Here is a 20,710-nt window from a genome sequence, read left to right as displayed (position 1 = left end):
CCAGCGTCATCTTAACGGTATAACACGATAGCGCTTTATAGCTAGGTGACGCGCTTGTCGCTATTTTTAAGACAGTTGGACAATGTCATAGGAGAGCATAGGATGCCGTATTTATTTGGTGGCTTGGTAGTGTTGAATGCGATTACGCTAGGCTATTATTTATTTTTAAAACAGCCGTCAACGACCCAAACACTACAAACAGCTCAGGCTGAAATTACCCAGCCACTAGCTTTCACTAATAGTGCTGAGTATATTCCACCGGCTATTGGTAGCAAAGACTAGCGTTGACCTCTTTGCTTATTCAAATTAAAGTTTCATCGCTATTTTGAATTTGTCACCGTACTGTCTACCTCAGATACCTCTTCTACTTCAGCCGCTAATGTCGTATCTCCAGCGACTTTAGAGAGTAGGGGAATACGTACGCATACTTGTAGCCCACCTTCAGGGTGGTTAATGGCTTCAACAGTACCATGATGTAATCGTGCAATACGATCAACAATTGCAAGACCTAGTCCGCTACCTTGAGTAGTCCGTGCCGTCTCTCCACGTTCAAACGGTTGCATAATTCGCTCTAATTGATCGTCAGCGACGCCATCACCGCAATCTCGTACACAAATCACTAGTTGTTCTTGAGCTTCTTTGTTCACAACATTTTCGCTGACCACATCCGTATCTTCGTCTTCGACAGTTTCTATAAATGTTGGTATAACCGTAGCCGATAAATAAATAGGTGGCTTTCCATAACGATTGGCATTATTAACCAAGTTGATAATCAGACGCTTGATGGATAATGGACGTACGGGAACGACCTTGTCGCATTCTGACTCATATACAAACTTCATTGGCGCAAACTGCACCATGATTTCATTAAATATAGTGTCTAGATTGGTCAAACTGACTGGCTCATCAGAACCGTCTTTCATAAACGAGATGAACTGCTCCAAAATGGCATCCATATCCTCAATATCGTAAATCAGCCCTTCACGGAAAAAATCATCTGGTAGCATTTCTGCGGTTAAGCGCATACGTGTCAACGGCGTCCGCAGATCGTGTGAGATGCCGGCGAGCATAATGGTTCGCTCTTTCTGCGCTTGATTCAATGTCGTAAACAGTCGGTTAAACGCCATATTAACTTGACGTATTTCTGTGGGGCCTTTTTGCGTTGGCAGTGTGGTTGCATGACCGAGACGAATATAGTTAGTAGCTGCACGTTGTAGGTAGCGTAGTGGGCGATTTAACTGACGCGCTAATAGAATAATTGTGAGTAACGATAGGATAGGCAGTCCGATCAAAAATAGCACCAACAACGTTGGGCTATATTGTGAATAGTAAACCACAGGCTCACGCACCCAAAAACTGTCATCACGGCTATCTTGTACCCATAGCTGCGGTGTTGGCTTAAATTTAAAATAAACCTCTACAGGGCGGCCGAGCTGCGCACCGATTTCACGCTGTAGTACGTCCGTAAAAAAGCTCACGAACGGCTTATCAGCGACTTCTGGAAAGTCGCTTGGGTTATTCACCACGACGACATGAGAGTGCTGGTAAATCCATTGACGTACTTCGGGACGACCTTGCCAGTCTTTATTGACGCTATTGATCAGCTGTAATTCACTCGTCAAATAACGCGCATGGTTTTTTAGCTCTGGCAGATACAGACTACGCCAAAAGAACAAAATCGATAAGCTCACACTGATAAGCACGATAAAGGCAACCATCAAGGTCGTTAGCCAAGTGTTAGAATAAGAGCGTGGCAGCCAACCTTTACGACGCGGCTTTGGGTTCGGAGAGATCATATGTGTCCAACAGAGTAAAAGAAAAGTTAGTGTGATATAGCGTGTAGCTCTTTAATTGCGATTGCCTTAAAGCTAGTCCGTGCATCAATTTATAGCGGTATATCATAGAATAGCATAATCAATAAATAGTACTGATACAGTATGCAATCGACGAGCGAGCGAGATAGTTATTGGAATAGGTATAAAATTAAGCTTAAGGATAAATGTACTTAGCAATCATCTGTTTTTCAGAGAGAGCGATAGTAATCTATAGAATCTAAAGAAAAACTTTAAAAATAAGCCATTATCATCAGTTATATTTTACTTAGGTCGACATTTAAGCTATTGTTAATAAATAATTAAATATGCACAGTTTATGTTTTCAACAAATAAAGACTGTGATATAATTATGCCCTTTTTGGTATACCTGCGAAAGAGAGAATTCACATGGTTGTTATTCGTTTAGCACGGGGCGGTGCCAAGAAACGCCCATTTTATCAAGTAGTTGTTGCTGATCAACGCCGCGCGCGTGACGGTCGCTATATTGAAAACATCGGCTTTTTTAACCCACTCGCTAAAGAGTCTGAAGAAGCAGTACGCCTCAACATGGAAGCGTACAATGCGTGGATCGCAAAAGGTGCACAACCTTCAGATCGCGTTGCTTCATTAGCAAAAGCTTACAACAAGTCTGCAGCTCAAACTGAAGCAACTGCTTAAGTTTTGGTTGTTACTGAGACGTTCGTAGCAAAACTATGACATGACTCAGTAGACTTTAGAATACATAGCGTAACTGGTCTGACCAGGGTGCGCCATTAACTGTTTATCGCTTTTGACGCAATTGTTTTTGCAATTGCTGTTTTAATCATTGTTAGGTTAGCTGCTATGTCATCTGTTCCAAACGCTAGTGCCCTTATGAAAATTGGTCAGCTTAAGAAGCCTTACGGCATTAAAGGCTGGCTTTGGGTATTCAGTGATACGGATGACCGTACAGCAATATTCGACATGAAGCCGTGGTGGATGAAAACTGCCACTGGCATGAAACCTTTGACTGTGAAGGCTTGGCGTGAGCAAGGAACAGGAATTGTGGCTCAATTTGAGCAGATTCCTGATCGTAATGTTGCTGAGACTTTGAACGGTGTTACCGTTTGGGTCGAACAAAACGTCCTACCTGAAACAGCTGAAGACGAATATTATTGGTCGGATTTGGTCAGTCTGCGCGTGATGAACGAGCAGGATGAGTATCTAGGTAATATCACTGAAATGTTTGAAACCGGTGCCCATGACATCATGCGTGTAACGGCAAATTCAGACAGTTTGGACAATGAAGAACGCCTGATTCCATGGCATAAGCAAACTGTGATAGAAGTCAATATGACTGAAAAAACAGTGCTTGTGGCATGGCCGAGTGATTACTGATAACGTTTCTGGCTTTTTAGTCAGACGTTATTATTACTTACACCGATTGTTTTAGCCTTAACGCAAGTAGACATCAGATGTATTTTGCCGTAATTAGTATTTTTCCTGAGATGTTTGCCACGATTCGTGAATTTGGAATCACGGGCCGAGCAGTGACTCAAGAGCAAGTTACGATTGAATGCATTAATCCACGTGATTATACCACCGATAACTATCGCCGTATTGATGAGCGCCCTTATGGGGGTGGTCCTGGGATGGTGATGATGGCTGAGCCATTATCGAAAGCCATTGAGGATGCACGATTGCGTGCCAGTCAGCATGGTTGCCGTGTCGATAGTGAGCACTGTCCGGTGATTTATATGTCGCCGCAAGGGCAAACGCTTAGTGAGAGTAGCGTAGTCAATATGACTGATTACGATGGCATGATTTTATTATGCGGTCGTTATGAAGGTATTGACGAGCGTTTACTATCACAATATGTCGATATGGAAGTATCGTTAGGTGATTACGTGTTGACTGGTGGCGAGTTGCCAGCAATGGTGCTGATGGATAGTGTGATACGTCGTTTGCCCGATATCATGGGTGATGACAAGTCAGCGGAGCAAGACTCTTTTGTCGATGGCTTGCTTGACTGTCCACACTATACTAAGCCGCATGAGTTTGCGGGTATAGCGGTTCCTGAGGTATTACTTTCAGGTCACCATGCCAATATCGCTAAGTGGCGTTTTAGTCAGCAAGTCAGTCGTACGCAAACGCGTCGTCCAGACTTATGGCAAGCGTTTACTCCAACGGTAGAGCAAGCGAAGTGGTTGAAAGCATTGGCCAAAGCAGATAAAAAGTAGATGTTTAAAATCTAATTTTATCGTTACTAAGTTTGATAAACAGTTAAGAAACAGAATTTTGAGCAATAATAAAACGAGTCATAGCATAGTGGCCGTTGGTTATAACCCATTTACGTTGTGTCTCACTATAAAGAGATGCGATTAATTATTACAAACAGGTGATATGCGTCAAGCCTCTATTATCTAATGTGAGGAGATAACTCTCATGAGCAACAAGCATCCATTGGTTCAGGTCATCGAAAACGCTCAATTGCTTGAGCGCCCAAGCTTTGCACCCGGCGATACCGTTGTGGTACAAGTAAAAGTACGTGAAGGTGAGCGTGAGCGTTTACAGGCTTTTGAAGGCGTTGTAATCGCTAAGCGTAACCGCGGTTTAAACTCAGCGTTTACCGTACGTAAAATCTCAAGCGGCGTTGGCGTTGAGCGTGCATTCCAATTGCATTCACCAATCATCGAGAGCATCGAAGTGAAACGTCGCGGTGCTGTTCGCCGTGCGAAACTATACTACTTACGTGAGCGCTCTGGTAAATCAGCACGTATCCGCGAAAAACTTGGTGCTCGTCCAGTTGCTAAGAAAAAAACTGACGCTGGCGTACCTGATGCAGTTGATACTGCACCTGGTATCTAAGCACAAGTTTGCCGTTTTGAGTTAGTCCTATAATTTTAGGATTGGCTCAGGACAAGGTAATAGTAGATACAAGCCCTTATTCATAGGTTTATTTATAAATAAGCGGGCCATACCAAAAAAGACGAAACCCCAATCTATGCGAAAGCTAGATTGGGGTTTTTGTATGTATAGCATTAATTATTTAAGTTTTATCAGCTCTAATAGTGCCAGTTATAAGCTAAAGCTTATTGAGCATCAAATGTATCGATGCGGTTGACTTGCTCTTTGGACTTACTGTATTTGCGCAGTCTAATGTATAAAGTCTTGGTAACGGTCGCGATTAGCTTTTGCTGCTCATCAACGATATCGACTTTATACTCACGGAATACCGCTTCACCTTCTTTTGCCAGCTCTTGAATAGTAATGATTTCAGAGCTAGGTATTTTCATGCGCGCAGTGACTTTACTATTGCCAGGCGCAACAAAATCAATGTGCGAGCTTTTGTCCCACACCACATAATTGCTACCCAATTGATGCATCAACATAAGCATATAAAAAGGGTCAACCATCGAATACAAGCTACCACCGAACTGAGTACCGACGATATTTTTGTTCAGAGTGTTTAGTCCCATGCTGACTACGCACAAACCCTGATCGAGACTGATATGATCGATTTTGATACCTGCACCAATGTATGGTGTATAAGTATTAAGGCGCAGCTTTAATAAATGCGGTGTCAGCAATGGCATGATGCTTTGCTTGGCCCGACGTTTCAAAGTCTCAAGGTTGGTAGGTAATACGCTCATAAACTTGTCCTGTTGCCTTTTCTCAATTTTTTGATTGTATCAATAATGCGGTTTTAAACAGTATCACTGAGAAATAAATCGATAAAAAGTATTTATCATAATTAAAAAGTACTCAGCCTGCTAGCTCTAAAGCGTAACCAAAATGACATATTTATGCCCACTTATAAGTAACGATCGTTATTTATTATAACTATCTTTGCTATTCATCTATGTGATAAAAAACCATCTAGATGTAAATCATTATCAATAAAACGGTCGTTTATTCTAATTCAACATCTACAACAGAGTGGTTTTTTCCTTATGGTTTTCTATTAAGGTTAATTTTGTCTTAAATAGAAACTTTAGTTTATATATTATAATGAGATACATAGTATCTTTAAATGGTTTTAGGTTCGCATTTCATTAAGTCTTGGCATACAATAGTTCGCAGTTTGTAATAGGCGCTTTGGTCTATGACATTAGAGCAGAGCGTGTGTAGTCAATCAAAGACGTAATCGACACAAGGAAATGTGATGAGTAACCCTCAGACCCCATCTTCAGGGTCTAATACGCCGACCTCGAACATAAATCACGACAATCAAGTACAAGGCAGTTATGTAGATTTGCATAAGCCCAGTTCTAGTTTCGACAGTCGTGACGCTTACTTAAACCATGAATTACAAATCATGCAGCCGAAACGCTGGCGTCCTAATTTACCATTCCGTGATTACCGTTTTGAATACGAAGATACTATTCCAGCAATGGCCGCGACCATCGGTAAAGTTGTTATGGTGGGCGCCATTGCAGCAACCTTTGCAGGTCCACTCGGCTTAGGTGATGCGTTTGTCTTAGAAAACGTGCGCTATGAGCTATTGATCGTCTCCTTCTTTATTATCTTATTTTCGGGCTTTTTATTGCCGACAGCCAACCTTGCTGGTACTCACGGCCCACTTATTCCTCTGATTCCTATTGTGGTAGCAGCTGGTGGACACCCGATGGCCTTTGGTTTGCTTATTGGTGCTTTTGGTCTGCTCCTCGCGATTAGTAAAGGGGGGAGTTTGTTAGCTAATTTGACCAGTAAAGGTGTGTGCGGTGGCCTCTTGATTTACTTGGGCTTTATCGGAACCACCTCACAGGTCAAAAACCTCTTTGCTTGGGCAGAAGGGATTGGCATGTCGCATGTTGCTTTCTTTATTATTCTAGCGACTATCCTGCTGTATGCATTGCTTGAGCATTGGCAAAAACGCTGGCTCGCGGTTCCGCTAAGCTGTGTGTTGGGTGGTGGTCTTGCCTTTGCATTGGGCGCACCTTTTGAGTTCAAAACAGCGCCAGGTCTACCAAACATGAACCCAATGTATTGGTGGGGCGAAAATACAGGTTGGATGTTAGGTCTGCCGACGATTGAAAGCTTCATTGTAGTATTGCCGTTTGCTATTTTGGCCGTAGCAATGTGGTCGCCAGATTTCTTAGGCCATCAAGTATTCCAAAAAATCAGCTATCCTAAGCGTACTGAAAAAGTGCTTATGGATATTGATGACACGATGACTAGTGCTTCATTTCGTCAGGTAGTCGGCTCTGTATTGGGCGGCGCAAACTTTGCGTCATCGTGGGGAACGTATATCGTTCCTGCAGCGATTGCCAAACGTCCAATTCCTGCCGGTGCTTTATTGACGGCTCTATTCTGTATTATCGCAGGGGTTTGGGGCTATCCGATGGATTTGGCCATTTGGCAGCCAGTGATGTGTGTGGCCTTGATCGTTGGGGTATTTATTCCATTACTAGAAGCGGGTATGGAGATGACGCGCGAAGGTAAAACCACGCAATCTGCTGCTATCGTGGTATTTGCTTCGGCATTGGTTAACCCAGCCTTTGGTTGGTCGCTCACGTTATTGCTTGATAACTTGGGACTGATTGGCTCTAAAGAACGTAGTGCCAATTTGACTAAGATGAGCCGCTGGATCATACCGGGTATTATGTTTGTGGTACTGACAGGTGTCATGGCTATTGTCGGTATGCTACCGGGTATTCCAGCACTGATGGCAAACTTTCGTCATTAGTAGTATATGATTGTATAAACGATAATAGAACAAACTAAGCCGGCGAAAGCTGGCTTTTTTATGGGTAGCGCTGCGATAATAATTGGCTTGTAAAACAATGACTCTCGCCCCATAACTAGCAGTATTACTAAGATTTTTAAGAGCAATAAATTCTATGGTTAATGTCTCAGAATCGAGTCCTGTCGATGATAAAAAAGCCCGTCTTAAGCATTTGATTAAACGCCTGCCTAACCTGCCAGGGGTGTATAAGATGCTGGGTAAGAACGGCGATATATTATACGTTGGTAAAGCTAAGTCGCTAAAAAGCCGAGTAAATAGCTACTTTGCTAAGACGATAGATCATCCAAAGACGCGGGCGCTAGTGGCGCGGATTCATAATATTGAGACTATTATCACGCGTAGTGAGACCGAAGCGCTATTGCTCGAGCAGAATCTAATTAAGGAGCATCGCCCACCTTATAATGTGTTGCTGCGTGATGATAAATCCTATCTTTATGTGTTTATCTCAGCTGATAAGCCATATCCACGGTTGGCTTACGGTCGCGGTAAAGGCAATCATCAAAAAGGTCGATTTTTTGGCCCGTTTCCCTCTGCACATGCGGCAAAAGAAACATTGTTATTGATGCAGAAGATGTTTCAGATGCGTCAATGTACCAATACCTTTTTTAAGCAGCGTCAGCGTCCTTGTCTGGAGTATCAGATCAAACGTTGTCGTGCACCTTGTGTCGGTTTGGTATCGCCAGAAGAATATGCAGAAGATGTGAATAATACCATTCGTTTTTTAAAGGGCGACTCTAGCGATATCCATAGTACGTTGATTGAAAAGATGGAAGCGTCAGCTGAAGCGTTAGATTTTGAGAAAGCAGTCTTTTATCGCGATCAGCTGTCTATGTTACGCGAGGTGCAAGCAAGGCAAGCGGTCTATACCGTACAAGGTGAGGCAGATGTGATTGCCATTGCCAGTCAGGCTGGCATGACCTGTGTGAACGTGCTGACGGTACGTGGCGGCCGTGTATTGGGCGGGAAAAACTATTTCCCAGATGTGGATAGTAGTGAGTCGTTAGCAGACAATTTATCGGCCTTTATTACGTCATTTTATTTCCAAGTGACCGATGATTTGCCCGCTGAAATCATATTGAGCCATCAGATACCAGATCAGGTAGCAGTGAGTGAAGCATTGGCAACGCACTTTGGTAATAAAGTAGTTATCAAGACCAATGTACGTGAGCATCGCTCAGAGTGGCTAGACTTAGCCACATTGAATACCAGTAATGCACTAAAAACCAAGCTTGGCGATTATCTAGAGCTGCATGCACGCTTTGGTGCACTAAAAGACGTATTGGCGACTGTCACCGATCGGACGATTGATCGCGTCGAATGTTTTGATATCTCACATACGATGGGTGAGGCGACCATTGGTAGCTGCGTGGTGTTTGACCAAGGTGGCTCGCGCCGTCGCGATTACCGTCAATATGCTATCCATGATATCCAAGGCGGCGATGACTATGCCGCGATGAAGCAAGTGCTGACCAGACGTTATAAAAAGCAGCCGTTGCCTGACTTGCTATTGGTTGATGGTGGTAAAGGTCAGCTTGGTATTGCTAAAGAAGTATTAACTGAGTTGGGTATTCTTGGTGACACCTTGCTCATTAGTGTGGCAAAAGGGGAAGGGCGCAAGGCTGGGCTTGAGGTATTGCACTTTATCGATCATGAGCCGTTAGATCTACCGATGGATAGCAAAGCACTGCATTTGCTGATGCATATTCGTGATGAGGCGCATCGTTTTGCGATTACTGCTCACCGTAAAAAACGCGATAAGCGTCGCTCGTCATCAGTGCTAGAGGTAATACCGGGACTGGGTGAAAAACGTCGTCGTGATTTGCTCAATCACTTTGGTGGTATGCAGCAGCTGCTTGGTGCTTCACAGCAGGAGTTGGCAGGCGTACAAGGTATCGGTCCCGTACTCGCAAAAACGGTTTATAAAGTATTGCACGAGTAATGGATTAGATATTATCAAGCAGCAGTTTCTATTGATTGTCTATAAATAAGACTGTGTGAAGATTAAAAAAAAAGGGGGCAGTCTTGGATAAGTAAAATTATCCAAGACTGCCCCCTTTTTTAATAGGCTTTTACTACTTATCAGTTTCTACTTTATAAGTCGTAAACTTAAAGCTTAAATCGCTTTTCTCATCGTGCATTTGCTCAGATTCGTCTGCTACTTTAAATCGTTCTGGCAACTCAGGATAAAATGCATCACCGTCTGCAATATCAGTATCTACATGAGTCAGCTCAATACGGTCGGTGTACATCAGAGCATCACTAAATACGCGCTCACCGCCAATCACCCAAATCGTATCGAGATGCGCGCCATGTGCTAGGCTAGCTGCTTGTGTCAGTGCGTCATCTAAGTTGTGTACCACATAAGCATTGCTGATATCTACAAGACCTTTTGTCTCAGCATAATCCATCTGTGTCGTGACAATGAAGCTCACACGCTTAGGTAATGGTTTACTACCCATTGACTCAAATGTCTTACGACCCATGATCACGATACCTTGAATCTTGCTATCGTTTTCTTTGGTCGTCATGCTTTTGAAATGTTGCAAATCTGCTGAGATATGCCACGGTAGCTCATTGTTTTTGCCGATACAGCGATTGCTACTAATAGCAGCGATTTGGGCAACTTCGGTATGGGCATAGCTCATAATATATCCTTTTTATTATATTCTTAAATTTTGCTCTTATTTAGCGTAGTTAACCAGACTAACTTTATACGGCAACTTTGGCTTTGATAGCAGGGTGCGACTCATAGTCATTGACACTAATGTCTTCGTATTCAAACGCAAATATGTCTTTTACTTCAGGATTCAAAGACAATGTCGGCAGTTTATATAGCGAGCGAGTCAACTGTAACTCAGCCTGCTCACGGTGGTTTTGATAGATATGGCAATCACCACCTGTCCAAACAAACTCTCCAACTTCTAAACCACACACCTGCGCGATCATATGAGTCAATAGCGCATAGCTCGCAATGTTGAAAGGCACGCCTAGGAATAAGTCAGCCGAACGTTGATATAGCTGGCATGACAGCTTATTGTCTGCGACAAAGAACTGAAATAATGTATGACATGGTGGTAGGGCTACTTGCTCTGCTTCACCTGGATTCCAGCCTGACACAATCAAGCGGCGCGAATTCGGATTGGTCTTTATCTGTTCAACGACCTGTGCGATTTGATCGACGCCATCAGCGTTATAACTGGCGTCTTCATTTTTGGTCGCGCCATAGTTACGCCATTGATGCCCATAGATAGGACCCAAATCGCCAGCAGGTCTGTTAAAGCGCGCGGTCTGTTCTGCTGTCGCCCACTCATTCCAGATACGAACGTTATTCTGTTGGAGATAATCGACATGAGTGCTGCCACTTAAAAACCATAATAGCTCATAAGCGATAGATTTAAAGTGAACCTTTTTGGTCGTTAGCAGTGGAAAGCCATCTGCTAAGTCAAAGCGTAGCTGCGCGCCGAAATGGCTAAGCGTACCCGTACCAGTACGATCACCTTTTTCGGTGCCATTGTCGAGAACGTGGCGTAGCAAATCTAAATAGCCTTGCTCGTTATTACTTTGGATGCCATTGATCATAAAATGCTCTTTAGTTACTGCTGACAGCACATACAGGCTAGATGAATAGTCGATATATACACTGTCATTATTGAAAGTATTGCCAGGATAAGCGTTTTGACAGCTTACCCTATTTTAAGTCATCAACCTTTATCATAAAAAGGTAGGCTTAATAAGCAGCTTGCTTACCCCAGTCGTAGATGCCGCGTTTATAGGCATAACCGATCAAGAACAGACCGATAATTATCATTGGGGCGCTTAGTATCTGACCTTTGGTCATCCAGCCTAGCAAGATGAATCCTTGGTCGATGTCTGGCTGGCGAAAAAACTCAATGATGAAACGGCTAAAGCCATAACCAAGCATAAAGACACCAGTCACTGCCATACGAGGACGGGGCTTCGATGAGTACCACCACAAGAATAGAAATAACAGTAGACCTTCTGCAAGGGCTTCATACAGTTGCGACGGGTGACGAGGCAACAGGTACTGGCCATTGACCTCAGTCATCAGGTCTTGTAGCGCAGGATTGGCTTGTAGCTGCTGCATATCAACGCTAGCGGCCTGCGGGAAGTAGGTCAACCAGTTATAGCCACCATCAGAGACGCGGCCCCATAGCTCGGCATTGATATAGTTACCAATACGTCCGAACAATAGACCAGTTGGCACACAGGGAACGACAAAATCGAGCACTTGGAAAGGTGTCTTTTTATATTTGCGGGCAAAATACAGCATACCCAACATGACACCAATCAGGCCACCATGGAATGACATACCGCCTTCCCAGACTTTAAACAGATAGGCAGGGTTTTGGAGCAGTTCACCGAACTGATAAAACAATACATAGCCGACACGGCCACCTAATATCACACCAAGTGCGCCAAAGAACACTAGGTCAGAGACCATATCTGTCGTCCAGCCTTCACGTTTGGTACTGCGATACCATGCCAGTCCGTAGGCGGCGGCAAATGCCAACAAATACATCAGCCCATACCAATGGACTTCGACAGGCCCAACTGCTAATGCTACAGGATCGTACTGAGGATGAATCATCATAAGGGCATCATAATATTGATAATAAAATACTGACTATAATAGCAAATTTCGTTCAATGGGCATACACAATTGCTATGACGCCAATCAGAGGATATTGGTAATGTGAGTTTTTGAAATGGCACAGAATATATAGGCTAAGAGTCAAAAAATAAGAAGTGAGGTAAAAAGTGACTTTAATTAAGGAGTGTTTTCGTGATGATATGTAATCTTGGTAGCTAGCAGCTCAGAATAAAAGCGTGATTTCTGTTGTTTTAAGCGGTCACTACCAAGTGTTCGTAAATAAACGCAGTTAAGCCAATATAGCTAAGTAAATGCAGCTAGATGGCGACTAAGTCTTGTACTTTGTTTTCGACCATCGTGTCGCCTGCGCCTTGTGAGACTACCTTGCCGCGTGATAATACCGTGTAATTGTCAGCAAGCTCTTCGGCGAATTCATAGAACTGCTCAACCAGTACAATGGCCATGTCACCTTTGTCAGCCAAGTCACGTAGTACTCGGCCAATATCTTTGATGATAGAAGGCTGTATACCCTCAGTTGGCTCATCTAAAATTAACACAGTCGGCTCGGAGGCTAAGGCACGGGCGATAGCAAGTTGCTGCTGCTGACCACCAGACAAATCACCACCGCGGCGATGTTTCATCTCATCGAGTACCGGAAAAATATCGTATAAATGCTTGGGTACGTGTTTTGCCTTGCTGCGTGAAAACTTGGCCATACCAATTAATATGTTCTCTTCTACCGTCAGTGTCGAAAAAATATCGCGGCCTTGTGGTACATAAGCCAATCCTGCTCGTACCCGTTGCTCTGGAGACATCTTGCTGATGTCTTTATCATTAAGCAAAATTTCTCCTGATTTAATCGGTAGTATCCCCATCAGGCATTTAAGCAGAGTAGTTTTGCCCACGCCATTACGTCCAAGTACCACGCTGCATGCGCCTACAGGCGCTGTAAACGAGACATCTCGTAAAATATGACTGCCGCCGTAATACTGGTTGATATCGTTCACTTGTAACATGGCTGTCTCCTAAACTCTAAAACTTTTCTAATATTTCAAAGGGAATGTTCGTTTGGCTCGTCTAGATGATACGTTTAGCTATCGACCTAAGTAGGACTCAATCACTGCTTCATTGGCTTGCACTTCCGCTAACGTACCTTCGGCCAAAATCGCCCCTTGTGCCAATACTGTGACTTTTTCACTAATCGCATCAATAAAGGTCATGTCATGCTCAACTACCACTAAGGTATGATTCTTTTTAAGGCGTAGACACAGCTCAGCGGTATGTTCAGTTTCTGCATCAGTCATACCGGCCACAGGCTCATCAAGCAGAATTAGCTTGGGGCTTTGCATTAACAGCATGCCAATCTCTAGCCATTGCTTTTGTCCATGTGAGAGCAAGCCAGCAGGTTTATTGATCTTATCGGTCAGGCGAATTTGTTGTAGGGTCGCGTCGAGGGTATCGCGAGTATCGGCATTGAGTTTGTTAAATAAGCTTTTAACCACACGTTTATCTTTCGGTGCAGCAAGTAACAGATTATCCATTACCGTAAAATTTTCAAAGACAGTAGGTTTTTGAAACTTACGGCCGATACCCGCTTCAGCGATTTCTTCAGTAGATAAGCTGGCAAGGTTGTGAGTCTGACCAAAAAACACGCTGCCTTCGGTAGGGCGGGTTTTACCTGTGATGACATCCATTAGCGTGGTTTTACCAGCGCCGTTGGGGCCGATGATACAGCGTAGCTCGCCTTCTTCGATATAGAGCGATAGATTGTTAAGTGCGCGAAACGAATCAAACCAAACGCTCACATCTTCTAAATACAGAGCAATACCATGGCTAAAATCGACGCCTGATTTTTTGGGGTGACTGAGACCGTCACGTCCATCAGTATGATCATATTCAGACAGCGCTTTGGTCGATTGCTCAGTCGATGAGGACTTATCTTTTAGCATTATTGTTTCTCCTTTTTGAAGCGATCGAACAAGCCCATAATGCCATTAGGTAAAAACAACGTCACGACGACGAACAGTCCGCCTAATATCAATAGCCAAAATTCAGGGTAGGCGACCGTAAAGTAGGTTTTTACAGCGTTCACTACACCAGTTCCTAAAATCGCGCCAATTAAGCTTCCTCGACCACCAGTCGCTACCCAGACGGCTATCTCAATTGAGTTAACAGGGTTCATTTCACTCGGATTGATAATGCCTACTTGCGGTACGTATAGCGCACCTGCGATACCAGCGATAACAGCGGATAATACCCAAGCGGATAGTTTGTACCACAACGTACGGTAGCCCAGATATTGCAGGCGGTTTTCACTGTCACGAATCGCACCAAGTACTCGCCCATAAGGTTGGTTCATTAAATGACGCAAACCCATATAAGAGACTAACAATGCTACGGCCGTGACAAAGCAGAGCATTGAGCGGGTAGAGGCAGCGGTAATGTCGTAGCCGAGTAAGGTGGTAAAACCAGTAAAGCCATTATTACCACCAAAGCCTGTCTCATTACGAAAGAATAGCAAGGCTGCTGCATAGACCATGGCTTGAGTGATGATAGAAAAATAAACGCCTTTGATTTTGGAGCGAAAAGCAAAAAAACCAAATATAAAAGCAACTAATCCAGGTACTAATACGACCAGTGCGACTGCCCACCAAAAATGCTGCGTGCCAGCCCAATACCAGGGCATTTCAGTCCAGCTCAAAAAACGCATAAAATCAGGAAGCGCGTCGCCAGCAGTCTCACGTGTTAGGTACATGCCAAACGCATAGCCACCTAAGGCAAAATACAAGCCATGTCCCAAGCTCAAAATACCGGCATAGCCCCAAACGAGATCTAGCGCCAATGCCACCATCGCTAGCGCCATGATTTTACCAATCAGGGTAATCCAGTAGGCTGAAAGGTGAAAAGCTGAAGTCTCCGGCATAAGATGTAGCCAAGGTAGTATCAATAGTATGGCAAAACATAAGCCAATTAAAACAGCACTACGCGGCGTATCAGACAGTAATTTGGTCAGTATCATAGAAGTCTCCTTATTCGACAAAGCGGCCTTTGAGTGCAAATAAACCTTGTGGCCGTTTCTGAATAAACAGAATCACAAGAACCAACAACACAATCTTTGCCAATACTGCACCGATACCAATCTCAAGTATCGTGCCACTCACACCAAGTCCCAAGGCGGCCAATACTGCGCCCCATACTTGTCCGACGCCGCCAACGACGACGACCAAAAACGTATCAATGATATAGGTTTGGCCCAGATCAGGACCCACGTTGCCGACTTGGGCAAGGGCGCAGCCAGCCATACCAGCCAGCCCAGAACCCAGACCAAATGCCATCATATCGATACGTGCAGAAGGAATACCAACAGCACGTGCCATTTGACGGTTTTGGGTAACGGCTCGTATAAACAAACCAAAGCGGGTTTTGTTGAGCAAGTACACCAGTAGCGCCACGACGATGACGGTAAAACCAATAATAGCAATACGGTTGTAAGGCAGTACCAAACTTGATGACACTTGATACGCACCGCTGAGCCATGCCACGTTACTGACTTCAACGTTCTGCGCACCGAAAATCATCCGTACTAATTGCATCAATATTAAGCTCACGCCGAATGTCGCCAATAATGTCTCTAGCTCACGACCATATAATGGACGAATGACAATGCGCTCGATGATCATACCGATAACAGCGCTGACTAAAAAAGCGGCTGGAATAGCGGCAAGCAAATACCAACCAGCCATATCTGGCATATAAGCTTGAAAGAAGTTTTGCACCATATAGGTGGTATAAGCCCCGATCATAATCAGCTCACCGTGCGCCATATTAATTACGCCAAGCAAGCCAAAGGTAATGGCGAGACCAAGTGCGGCGAGCAGTAAAATACTGGCGGTACTCATACCGGTGAAGATATGGCCGGTCCATGTGCTGATTTCGATACGGCGTGACACGCTAGATTCAGCATCGATAAGTGCAACTTTAAGCGAGGCATCTAAGTTATCCGCAGCGAGGGCAGATTCAATATCGACCAAAACTTGTGGGTTATCACTATCTGCAAGTAGATTGACCGCTGCAATCTGAGTGGGCAGGTCACCGTTTTTGAAATCAATACGAGCTTGTAGTGCAGTTAGTGCCTTTTTGACTTTAGCATTGTTCTCATTTCCTGCTGCGATCATAATAATGGCTGGATCTACTTGGTCAATATTATCGGCCAAAATCTCTACAGCTTGCAGGCGCTGTGCTGGCTTGTCAGATGCTAGTTTTACCTTGGCTTGACCAAAGATGAGCGCTGAGCGTAGGGCATTGGTCAGGGTGATTTGTGATAAATCACTTGGCCAATCGTCAGTCTCTTTTTTATCAGGATAAGTAAACAGCTGGTCATCTTTATTAAGTAGATACGTTTGCCCACTGTTACCTTGATACAGCTCATCATTGGCAATGAATTCAACCAAACTATCTAAACTCTCAACGGATCCTGGCCAATCACTTAGCATAGCTTGGCGCTTACTAAAATCACCCGCCACAAATTTTTGAATAGCATCGCCTGAGTTTGTAGTTGCTGTCGAAATATTTGAGGTGCTGGCTTGAGTGGAAATGGCTACGTTGATAGGTGTGACCAAAGATTGCTCACTATGAGCGGTATCCGTATCGTGGTCATGTACCTGACCATCATGATCGGCATACGCCGTGGTGGTGAATGTTGTTATGCATAATGCCATCAATGCAAGTAATCGCAGAGGCGCATAAATTGAAAAACGAGCCGCATACTGCATGACTTCACTGGCTGATGCTTGTGGGTTATTATCATTTTTGGACGATGTTGGCCCTATAAACGGGCGTAAAGTATGGTGCTGCATGTGCGGCTCCCTGTTTTTCACAGACAACAAACCCTTAGCCACTACTACTTAACGTATTAAGCGATAGAAGAGTTGATAAGGTTTGGCGTTATTTAAAAGTTGAGAATAAGTGTTGAGAAAAATATGAAAGTAGGCGTTAGGATTGTTATCAGTGTCGTTTATCCATCCGCCTACTATTCAATTACTATCCATGTGATTTTCAGTATCATTTTATTTGTAGGACAGGTTATTTAGGAATGTACTCGCTCCATGGCTGGGCTTGGATGACCTCGGGCGTTTTGAAAATCGTATCAAAATGTCCATCGGCACGAATTTGACCAATCATGACAGGCTTCCATAGATGATGGTTTTCTTCATCCATTTTTAGCGTGTAGCCAGAAGGTGCGTCGAACGTTTGTCCCGCCATGCTAATACGTACTTTATCTACATCAGTCGTACCTGCTTTTTCGACAGCTTGCTTCCACATGTTGATACCGACATAAGTAGCTTCCATTGGATCATTGGTCACGACTTTTTCAGCATTCGGTAGTTTTTGGTCCAATGCATACTGCTTATAGCGTTTGGTGAAGGCACTGTTGGTTGGGTTTTTGATCGACATAAAGTAGTTCCATGCCGCCAAATGCCCTTGTAGCAGACTGGTATCGATACCGCGTAGCTCTTCTTCACCGACTGAGAATGCCATGACTGGAATATCTGATGCTTTGATACCTTGGTTCGCTAGTTCACGATAGAACGGAACGTTTGAGTCGCCATTGATGGTCGAGATAACCGCGGTCTTTTTGCCCGTTGAGAACTTTTTAACGTTAGATACGATGGTTTGATAATTGCTGAAACCAAATGGTGTGTACTCTTCCATGATGTCTGCATCAGCCACACCTTTCGATTTCAAAAACGCCTTTAAAATCTGGTTAGTGGTGCGTGGATAGACGTAATCAGTACCTAACAACACAAAGCGCTCTGCACCGCCGCCTTCTTCACTCATTAAATACTCTACCGCTGGAATAGCTTGCTGGTTTGGTGCCGCACCAGTGTAAAAAATGTTTTCTGACTGCTCTTGTCCTTCGTACTGCACTGGATAGAACATCAATCCGTTTAACTCTTCAACCACAGGCAACACGGATTTGCGTGATACCGATGTCCAACCGCCAAAGATGACATCTACTTTGTCTTGAGTGAGTAGCTGACGTGCTTTTTCAGCGAATAATGGCCAATCAGAAGCAGGGTCGACGACGACTGGTTCGAGTTGCTTACCGAGCACGCCGCCATTGGCATTGATTTCATCAATCGTCATCAATGCAGTATCTTTTAGAGAGGTTTCAGAGATGGCCATGGTGCCAGACAGCGAATGTAGTATGCCGACTTTGATAGTGTCGCCAGCAGCAGCAGGCTCGGTGGTTGTTTCTGTGCTGGTTTCAGTTGTAGTCTCTGTTGATGCTGCAGTTTCGGCAGGTTTTTGACAACCAATAAGACTTAAGCTGCCAACGACGGCCACCGCTAGTAACGAAAAACGTGATTTTATTTTTCCGTGTGATTGAGGGTCTACTACTTGAGTGTTGGCTAAAATTGGTAACGAAAACATGGACATCTCCTAATAAATACAAAAGGTAAAATAATGTTCCTGAACACCTATTAAGAGTTCAAGTTCCGTGCCAAGTTAAAAAAGCCAATAATCGAGTAATAATTGAGCAATAATTAAGTTCTGATTAATATATTCATTAATTTAGTGCAGGATGGTTAATAAATTGCACCATAAAGGGGAGATGAACAAAAAAATGGTGCAATACAGAAAACCAAATTTTTAAAATTGAAGAGCTACCATATGAAGAGATTTATCGATAAAGGCGCTATTTACTAAAAATGCTGTTTACTAAAAATGCTGTTTGCTAAAAGCATTTATTGCCAAAGACTTGCAAAACGGCTACGGTAATATCTCTAAGATAGTTACTATTTTGCGCGTTGAGCCAATGCGTGGCTGCCATGATGGATTTTACTGCTAAGGAATGATGTATGAACGCACAATTAACGGATTCGCCTGTCTCAACAGGCCATGGCAGCGTATTACCGCCGCTTAATCAAATAACTAGATTTACTATCTTGCCATTTGTACTTAGTAGTAGTGCCATTTTGGGATTGTCTTCGGCACAAGCGGCCACCAGTAGCGTCGAGCAAGTGACCATTTATCAGGGGCTGGCAAGCGTGACGCGCGCATTGCCTATCACAGGTAGCGGTGAGCAAACGGTGGTGTTTTCCTGCCTGTCACCTTATATGGATAAAGAAAGTCTAAGTGTACAAGCGACAGGTAGTGTCAACGTTGGGGAGGTCAGTATCGAAGAGCTGACAGGTGAGCAGGCAGCCCAGTGTCAGTATCAAGGTGACGCCAAGGTACAGACGCAGCAAAATACCTTAGCCAATATCAATGCTGAATTAGAAGCGGCACGATTAGCAAAGGCTTACTTGCAGAATTTGACCAAAGCCACGCAAGTCAATACAGACAGCACGATTGCCAATAATGCCCGCGATATAGAAACTCAAGCGACCAGTATTAACCAAAGGATTTTAGAGATTCAACAGCGACAAGCGCGTGCCCAAGACGCACTGAATCAACTGATGGCAGGCAGCGCGACATCGACCTTTAACAAGGTGACACAGGTGAGTGTACGTACGGCAAGCCGCTCGCCAAGTAGTATTAAGTTGCATTATCAAGTGCAAGGTGCAGGTTGGGAGCCTGCATATCAAGCTCGCCTAAACACAAACAGTGAGCAGTTAAGTATCACAGCTTCTGCGATTATCGCCCAGCAAACTGGCGAGAACTGGACAAACGTACCACTGACACTCAGCACCGTTAATCCCAATCAAAGTACGACGGGGCAACTGCCGTATGTACAACGTCTATCATTGTATGAAGAGAGCGAAGATGCTCGAGTAAGACGTGAGCTACCTATGATGGATGCGTCCCCTGTTATGATGGAAGAGCCTGCTTATAATAAAGGAGCAGGGGCAGCTATGGCACCGCTACCTAATTTTACCGTTAGTAGCCAAAATAAAAATGGCATTATCGAGTATCGTTTACCGCAGTTGGTCAGTATTCCGAGTGACGGGAGACGGGTACGCACAGTGATTGGGGAGCAGGCAGGTAATAGTAAGCTCTGGATTCGCAGTACGCCAAGTGTTGAGACTGCTGCCTACTGGTATGCGTCAGCGCCGTTTTTGACGCCGGACTGGGTCGATGGTTCGCTACAGCTGTACCGTGATGACAATTATGTGGGTCAGTCGCGTTATAGTTATCAAGTACTAAAAGAGCAGGGGATTGGATTTGGTCGTGATTCAAATATGCTCGTAAAAGAGCTGACCAATGAAGATAAGCAAGGTGAGAAAGGCGTGCTAAACCGTACGCAAACACTGACGACTACCAAGGCATATCAGTTTACCAATCAGCACAATCGTAGCGTACGATTGCAAGTACTGGGCAGTGAGCCTATCAGTCGTGACGATAGTTTAAAAATTGCGGTAACGCATACGCCGCCTGTAACTGAGCGAGATTGGAATGACAATCAAGGCATGATAGCGTGGGAGTTTGACTTACCAAGTAAGCAATCACAAGTAATACGTTCAACCTCTCAAATTAGTTATCCTGCCAATAAATTACTGACTGGCAATTAATAAGTACTGCCTGTAAGTGCTACCTTATTAATAGGTAAAG

Annotated in this window: 18 protein-coding genes; 8 read left to right on the top strand and 10 right to left on the bottom strand. The window is 44.1% G+C overall.

Annotated features, from left to right (window positions below):
- Positions 1-102 precede the first annotated feature (102 nt).
- A complete protein-coding gene (locus AK824_RS12385; protein WP_057761990.1) occupies positions 103-282 on the top strand; it encodes a hypothetical protein in 180 nt (59 codons plus the stop codon).
- Positions 283-320: 38 nt separating this feature from the next.
- Here the strand turns inward: AK824_RS12385 and AK824_RS12380 are convergent, their stop codons facing one another.
- Positions 321-1,796 carry an ATP-binding protein gene (locus AK824_RS12380; RefSeq protein WP_057761988.1) on the bottom strand — a complete coding sequence of 492 codons (1,476 nt, stop codon included), beginning with the start codon at positions 1,794-1,796 and terminating at the stop codon, positions 321-323.
- Between the two features lie 426 nt (positions 1,797-2,222).
- Here AK824_RS12380 and rpsP point away from each other — a divergent pair, with 426 nt between their 5' ends.
- The 4 genes from rpsP to rplS all read left to right on the top strand — a co-directional run bounded on the left by rpsP (position 2,223) and on the right by rplS (position 4,661).
- A complete protein-coding gene (rpsP, locus tag AK824_RS12375; protein ID WP_021812802.1) occupies positions 2,223-2,492 on the top strand; it encodes a 30S ribosomal protein S16 in 270 nt (89 codons plus the stop codon).
- 165 nt (positions 2,493-2,657) lie between these two features.
- Positions 2,658-3,191: a ribosome maturation factor RimM gene (gene rimM, locus AK824_RS12370; protein WP_057761985.1), complete on the top strand. Its 534-nt coding sequence runs from the start codon at positions 2,658-2,660 to the stop codon at positions 3,189-3,191.
- A 77-nt stretch (positions 3,192-3,268) separates the two neighbouring features.
- Complete coding sequence (gene trmD, locus AK824_RS12365) at positions 3,269-4,033, top strand: tRNA (guanosine(37)-N1)-methyltransferase TrmD (protein ID WP_057761983.1); 765 nt, start codon at positions 3,269-3,271, stop codon at positions 4,031-4,033.
- 205 nt (positions 4,034-4,238) lie between these two features.
- Positions 4,239-4,661 carry a 50S ribosomal protein L19 gene (gene rplS / locus AK824_RS12360; RefSeq protein WP_057761981.1) on the top strand — a complete coding sequence of 141 codons (423 nt, stop codon included), beginning with the start codon at positions 4,239-4,241 and terminating at the stop codon, positions 4,659-4,661.
- A gap of 224 nt (positions 4,662-4,885) precedes the next feature.
- Here the strand turns inward: rplS and AK824_RS12355 are convergent, their stop codons facing one another.
- Positions 4,886-5,446, bottom strand: coding sequence for a DUF4442 domain-containing protein (locus tag AK824_RS12355; protein ID WP_057761979.1), 561 nt, complete (start codon positions 5,444-5,446; stop codon positions 4,886-4,888).
- Between the two features lie 512 nt (positions 5,447-5,958).
- Here AK824_RS12355 and AK824_RS12350 point away from each other — a divergent pair.
- Entirely contained in the window at positions 5,959-7,482 is a 1,524-nt protein-coding gene (locus AK824_RS12350; RefSeq protein ID WP_057761977.1) for a DUF3360 family protein, read from the top strand.
- Positions 7,483-7,636: 154 nt separating this feature from the next.
- Positions 7,637-9,481 (top strand): excinuclease ABC subunit UvrC, encoded by a 1,845-nt coding sequence (gene uvrC / locus AK824_RS12345; protein WP_057761975.1) that lies wholly within the window; start codon positions 7,637-7,639, stop codon positions 9,479-9,481.
- Between the two features lie 133 nt (positions 9,482-9,614).
- Here the strand turns inward: uvrC and AK824_RS12340 are convergent, their stop codons facing one another.
- The 8 genes from AK824_RS12340 to urtA all read right to left on the bottom strand — a co-directional run bounded on the left by AK824_RS12340 (position 9,615) and on the right by urtA (position 18,589).
- Entirely contained in the window at positions 9,615-10,187 is a 573-nt protein-coding gene (locus tag AK824_RS12340; protein ID WP_057761973.1) for a dihydrofolate reductase, read from the bottom strand.
- A 64-nt stretch (positions 10,188-10,251) separates the two neighbouring features.
- Complete coding sequence (locus AK824_RS12335) at positions 10,252-11,121, bottom strand: thymidylate synthase (RefSeq protein WP_057761971.1); 870 nt, start codon at positions 11,119-11,121, stop codon at positions 10,252-10,254.
- Between the two features lie 148 nt (positions 11,122-11,269).
- Entirely contained in the window at positions 11,270-12,154 is an 885-nt protein-coding gene (gene lgt, locus AK824_RS12330; RefSeq protein WP_057761969.1) for a prolipoprotein diacylglyceryl transferase, read from the bottom strand.
- A gap of 317 nt (positions 12,155-12,471) precedes the next feature.
- Positions 12,472-13,170, bottom strand: a complete 699-nt coding sequence (gene urtE, locus AK824_RS12325; protein WP_057761967.1) for an urea ABC transporter ATP-binding subunit UrtE — start codon at positions 13,168-13,170, stop codon at positions 12,472-12,474.
- A 78-nt stretch (positions 13,171-13,248) separates the two neighbouring features.
- Complete coding sequence (gene urtD, locus AK824_RS12320) at positions 13,249-14,058, bottom strand: urea ABC transporter ATP-binding protein UrtD (protein WP_057762671.1); 810 nt, start codon at positions 14,056-14,058, stop codon at positions 13,249-13,251.
- 44 nt (positions 14,059-14,102) lie between these two features.
- Complete coding sequence (gene urtC, locus AK824_RS12315; protein ID WP_057761965.1) at positions 14,103-15,173, bottom strand: urea ABC transporter permease subunit UrtC; 1,071 nt, start codon at positions 15,171-15,173, stop codon at positions 14,103-14,105.
- A 10-nt stretch (positions 15,174-15,183) separates the two neighbouring features.
- Positions 15,184-16,872 (bottom strand): urea ABC transporter permease subunit UrtB, encoded by a 1,689-nt coding sequence (urtB, locus tag AK824_RS12310; protein ID WP_082624703.1) that lies wholly within the window; start codon positions 16,870-16,872, stop codon positions 15,184-15,186.
- Positions 16,873-17,236: 364 nt separating this feature from the next.
- Positions 17,237-18,589, bottom strand: coding sequence for an urea ABC transporter substrate-binding protein (gene urtA / locus AK824_RS12305; protein ID WP_057761963.1), 1,353 nt, complete (start codon positions 18,587-18,589; stop codon positions 17,237-17,239).
- A 428-nt stretch (positions 18,590-19,017) separates the two neighbouring features.
- Here urtA and AK824_RS12300 point away from each other — a divergent pair, with 428 nt between their 5' ends.
- Complete coding sequence (locus AK824_RS12300; RefSeq protein WP_057761960.1) at positions 19,018-20,670, top strand: DUF4139 domain-containing protein; 1,653 nt, start codon at positions 19,018-19,020, stop codon at positions 20,668-20,670.
- The last annotated feature ends 40 nt before the right edge of the window (positions 20,671-20,710 follow it).

Source organism: Psychrobacter sp. P11G3, assembly GCF_001435845.1.
Taxonomy (GTDB): Bacteria; Pseudomonadota; Gammaproteobacteria; order Pseudomonadales; family Moraxellaceae; genus Psychrobacter.
This window is presented reverse-complemented; position numbering and strand designations above follow the sequence as displayed.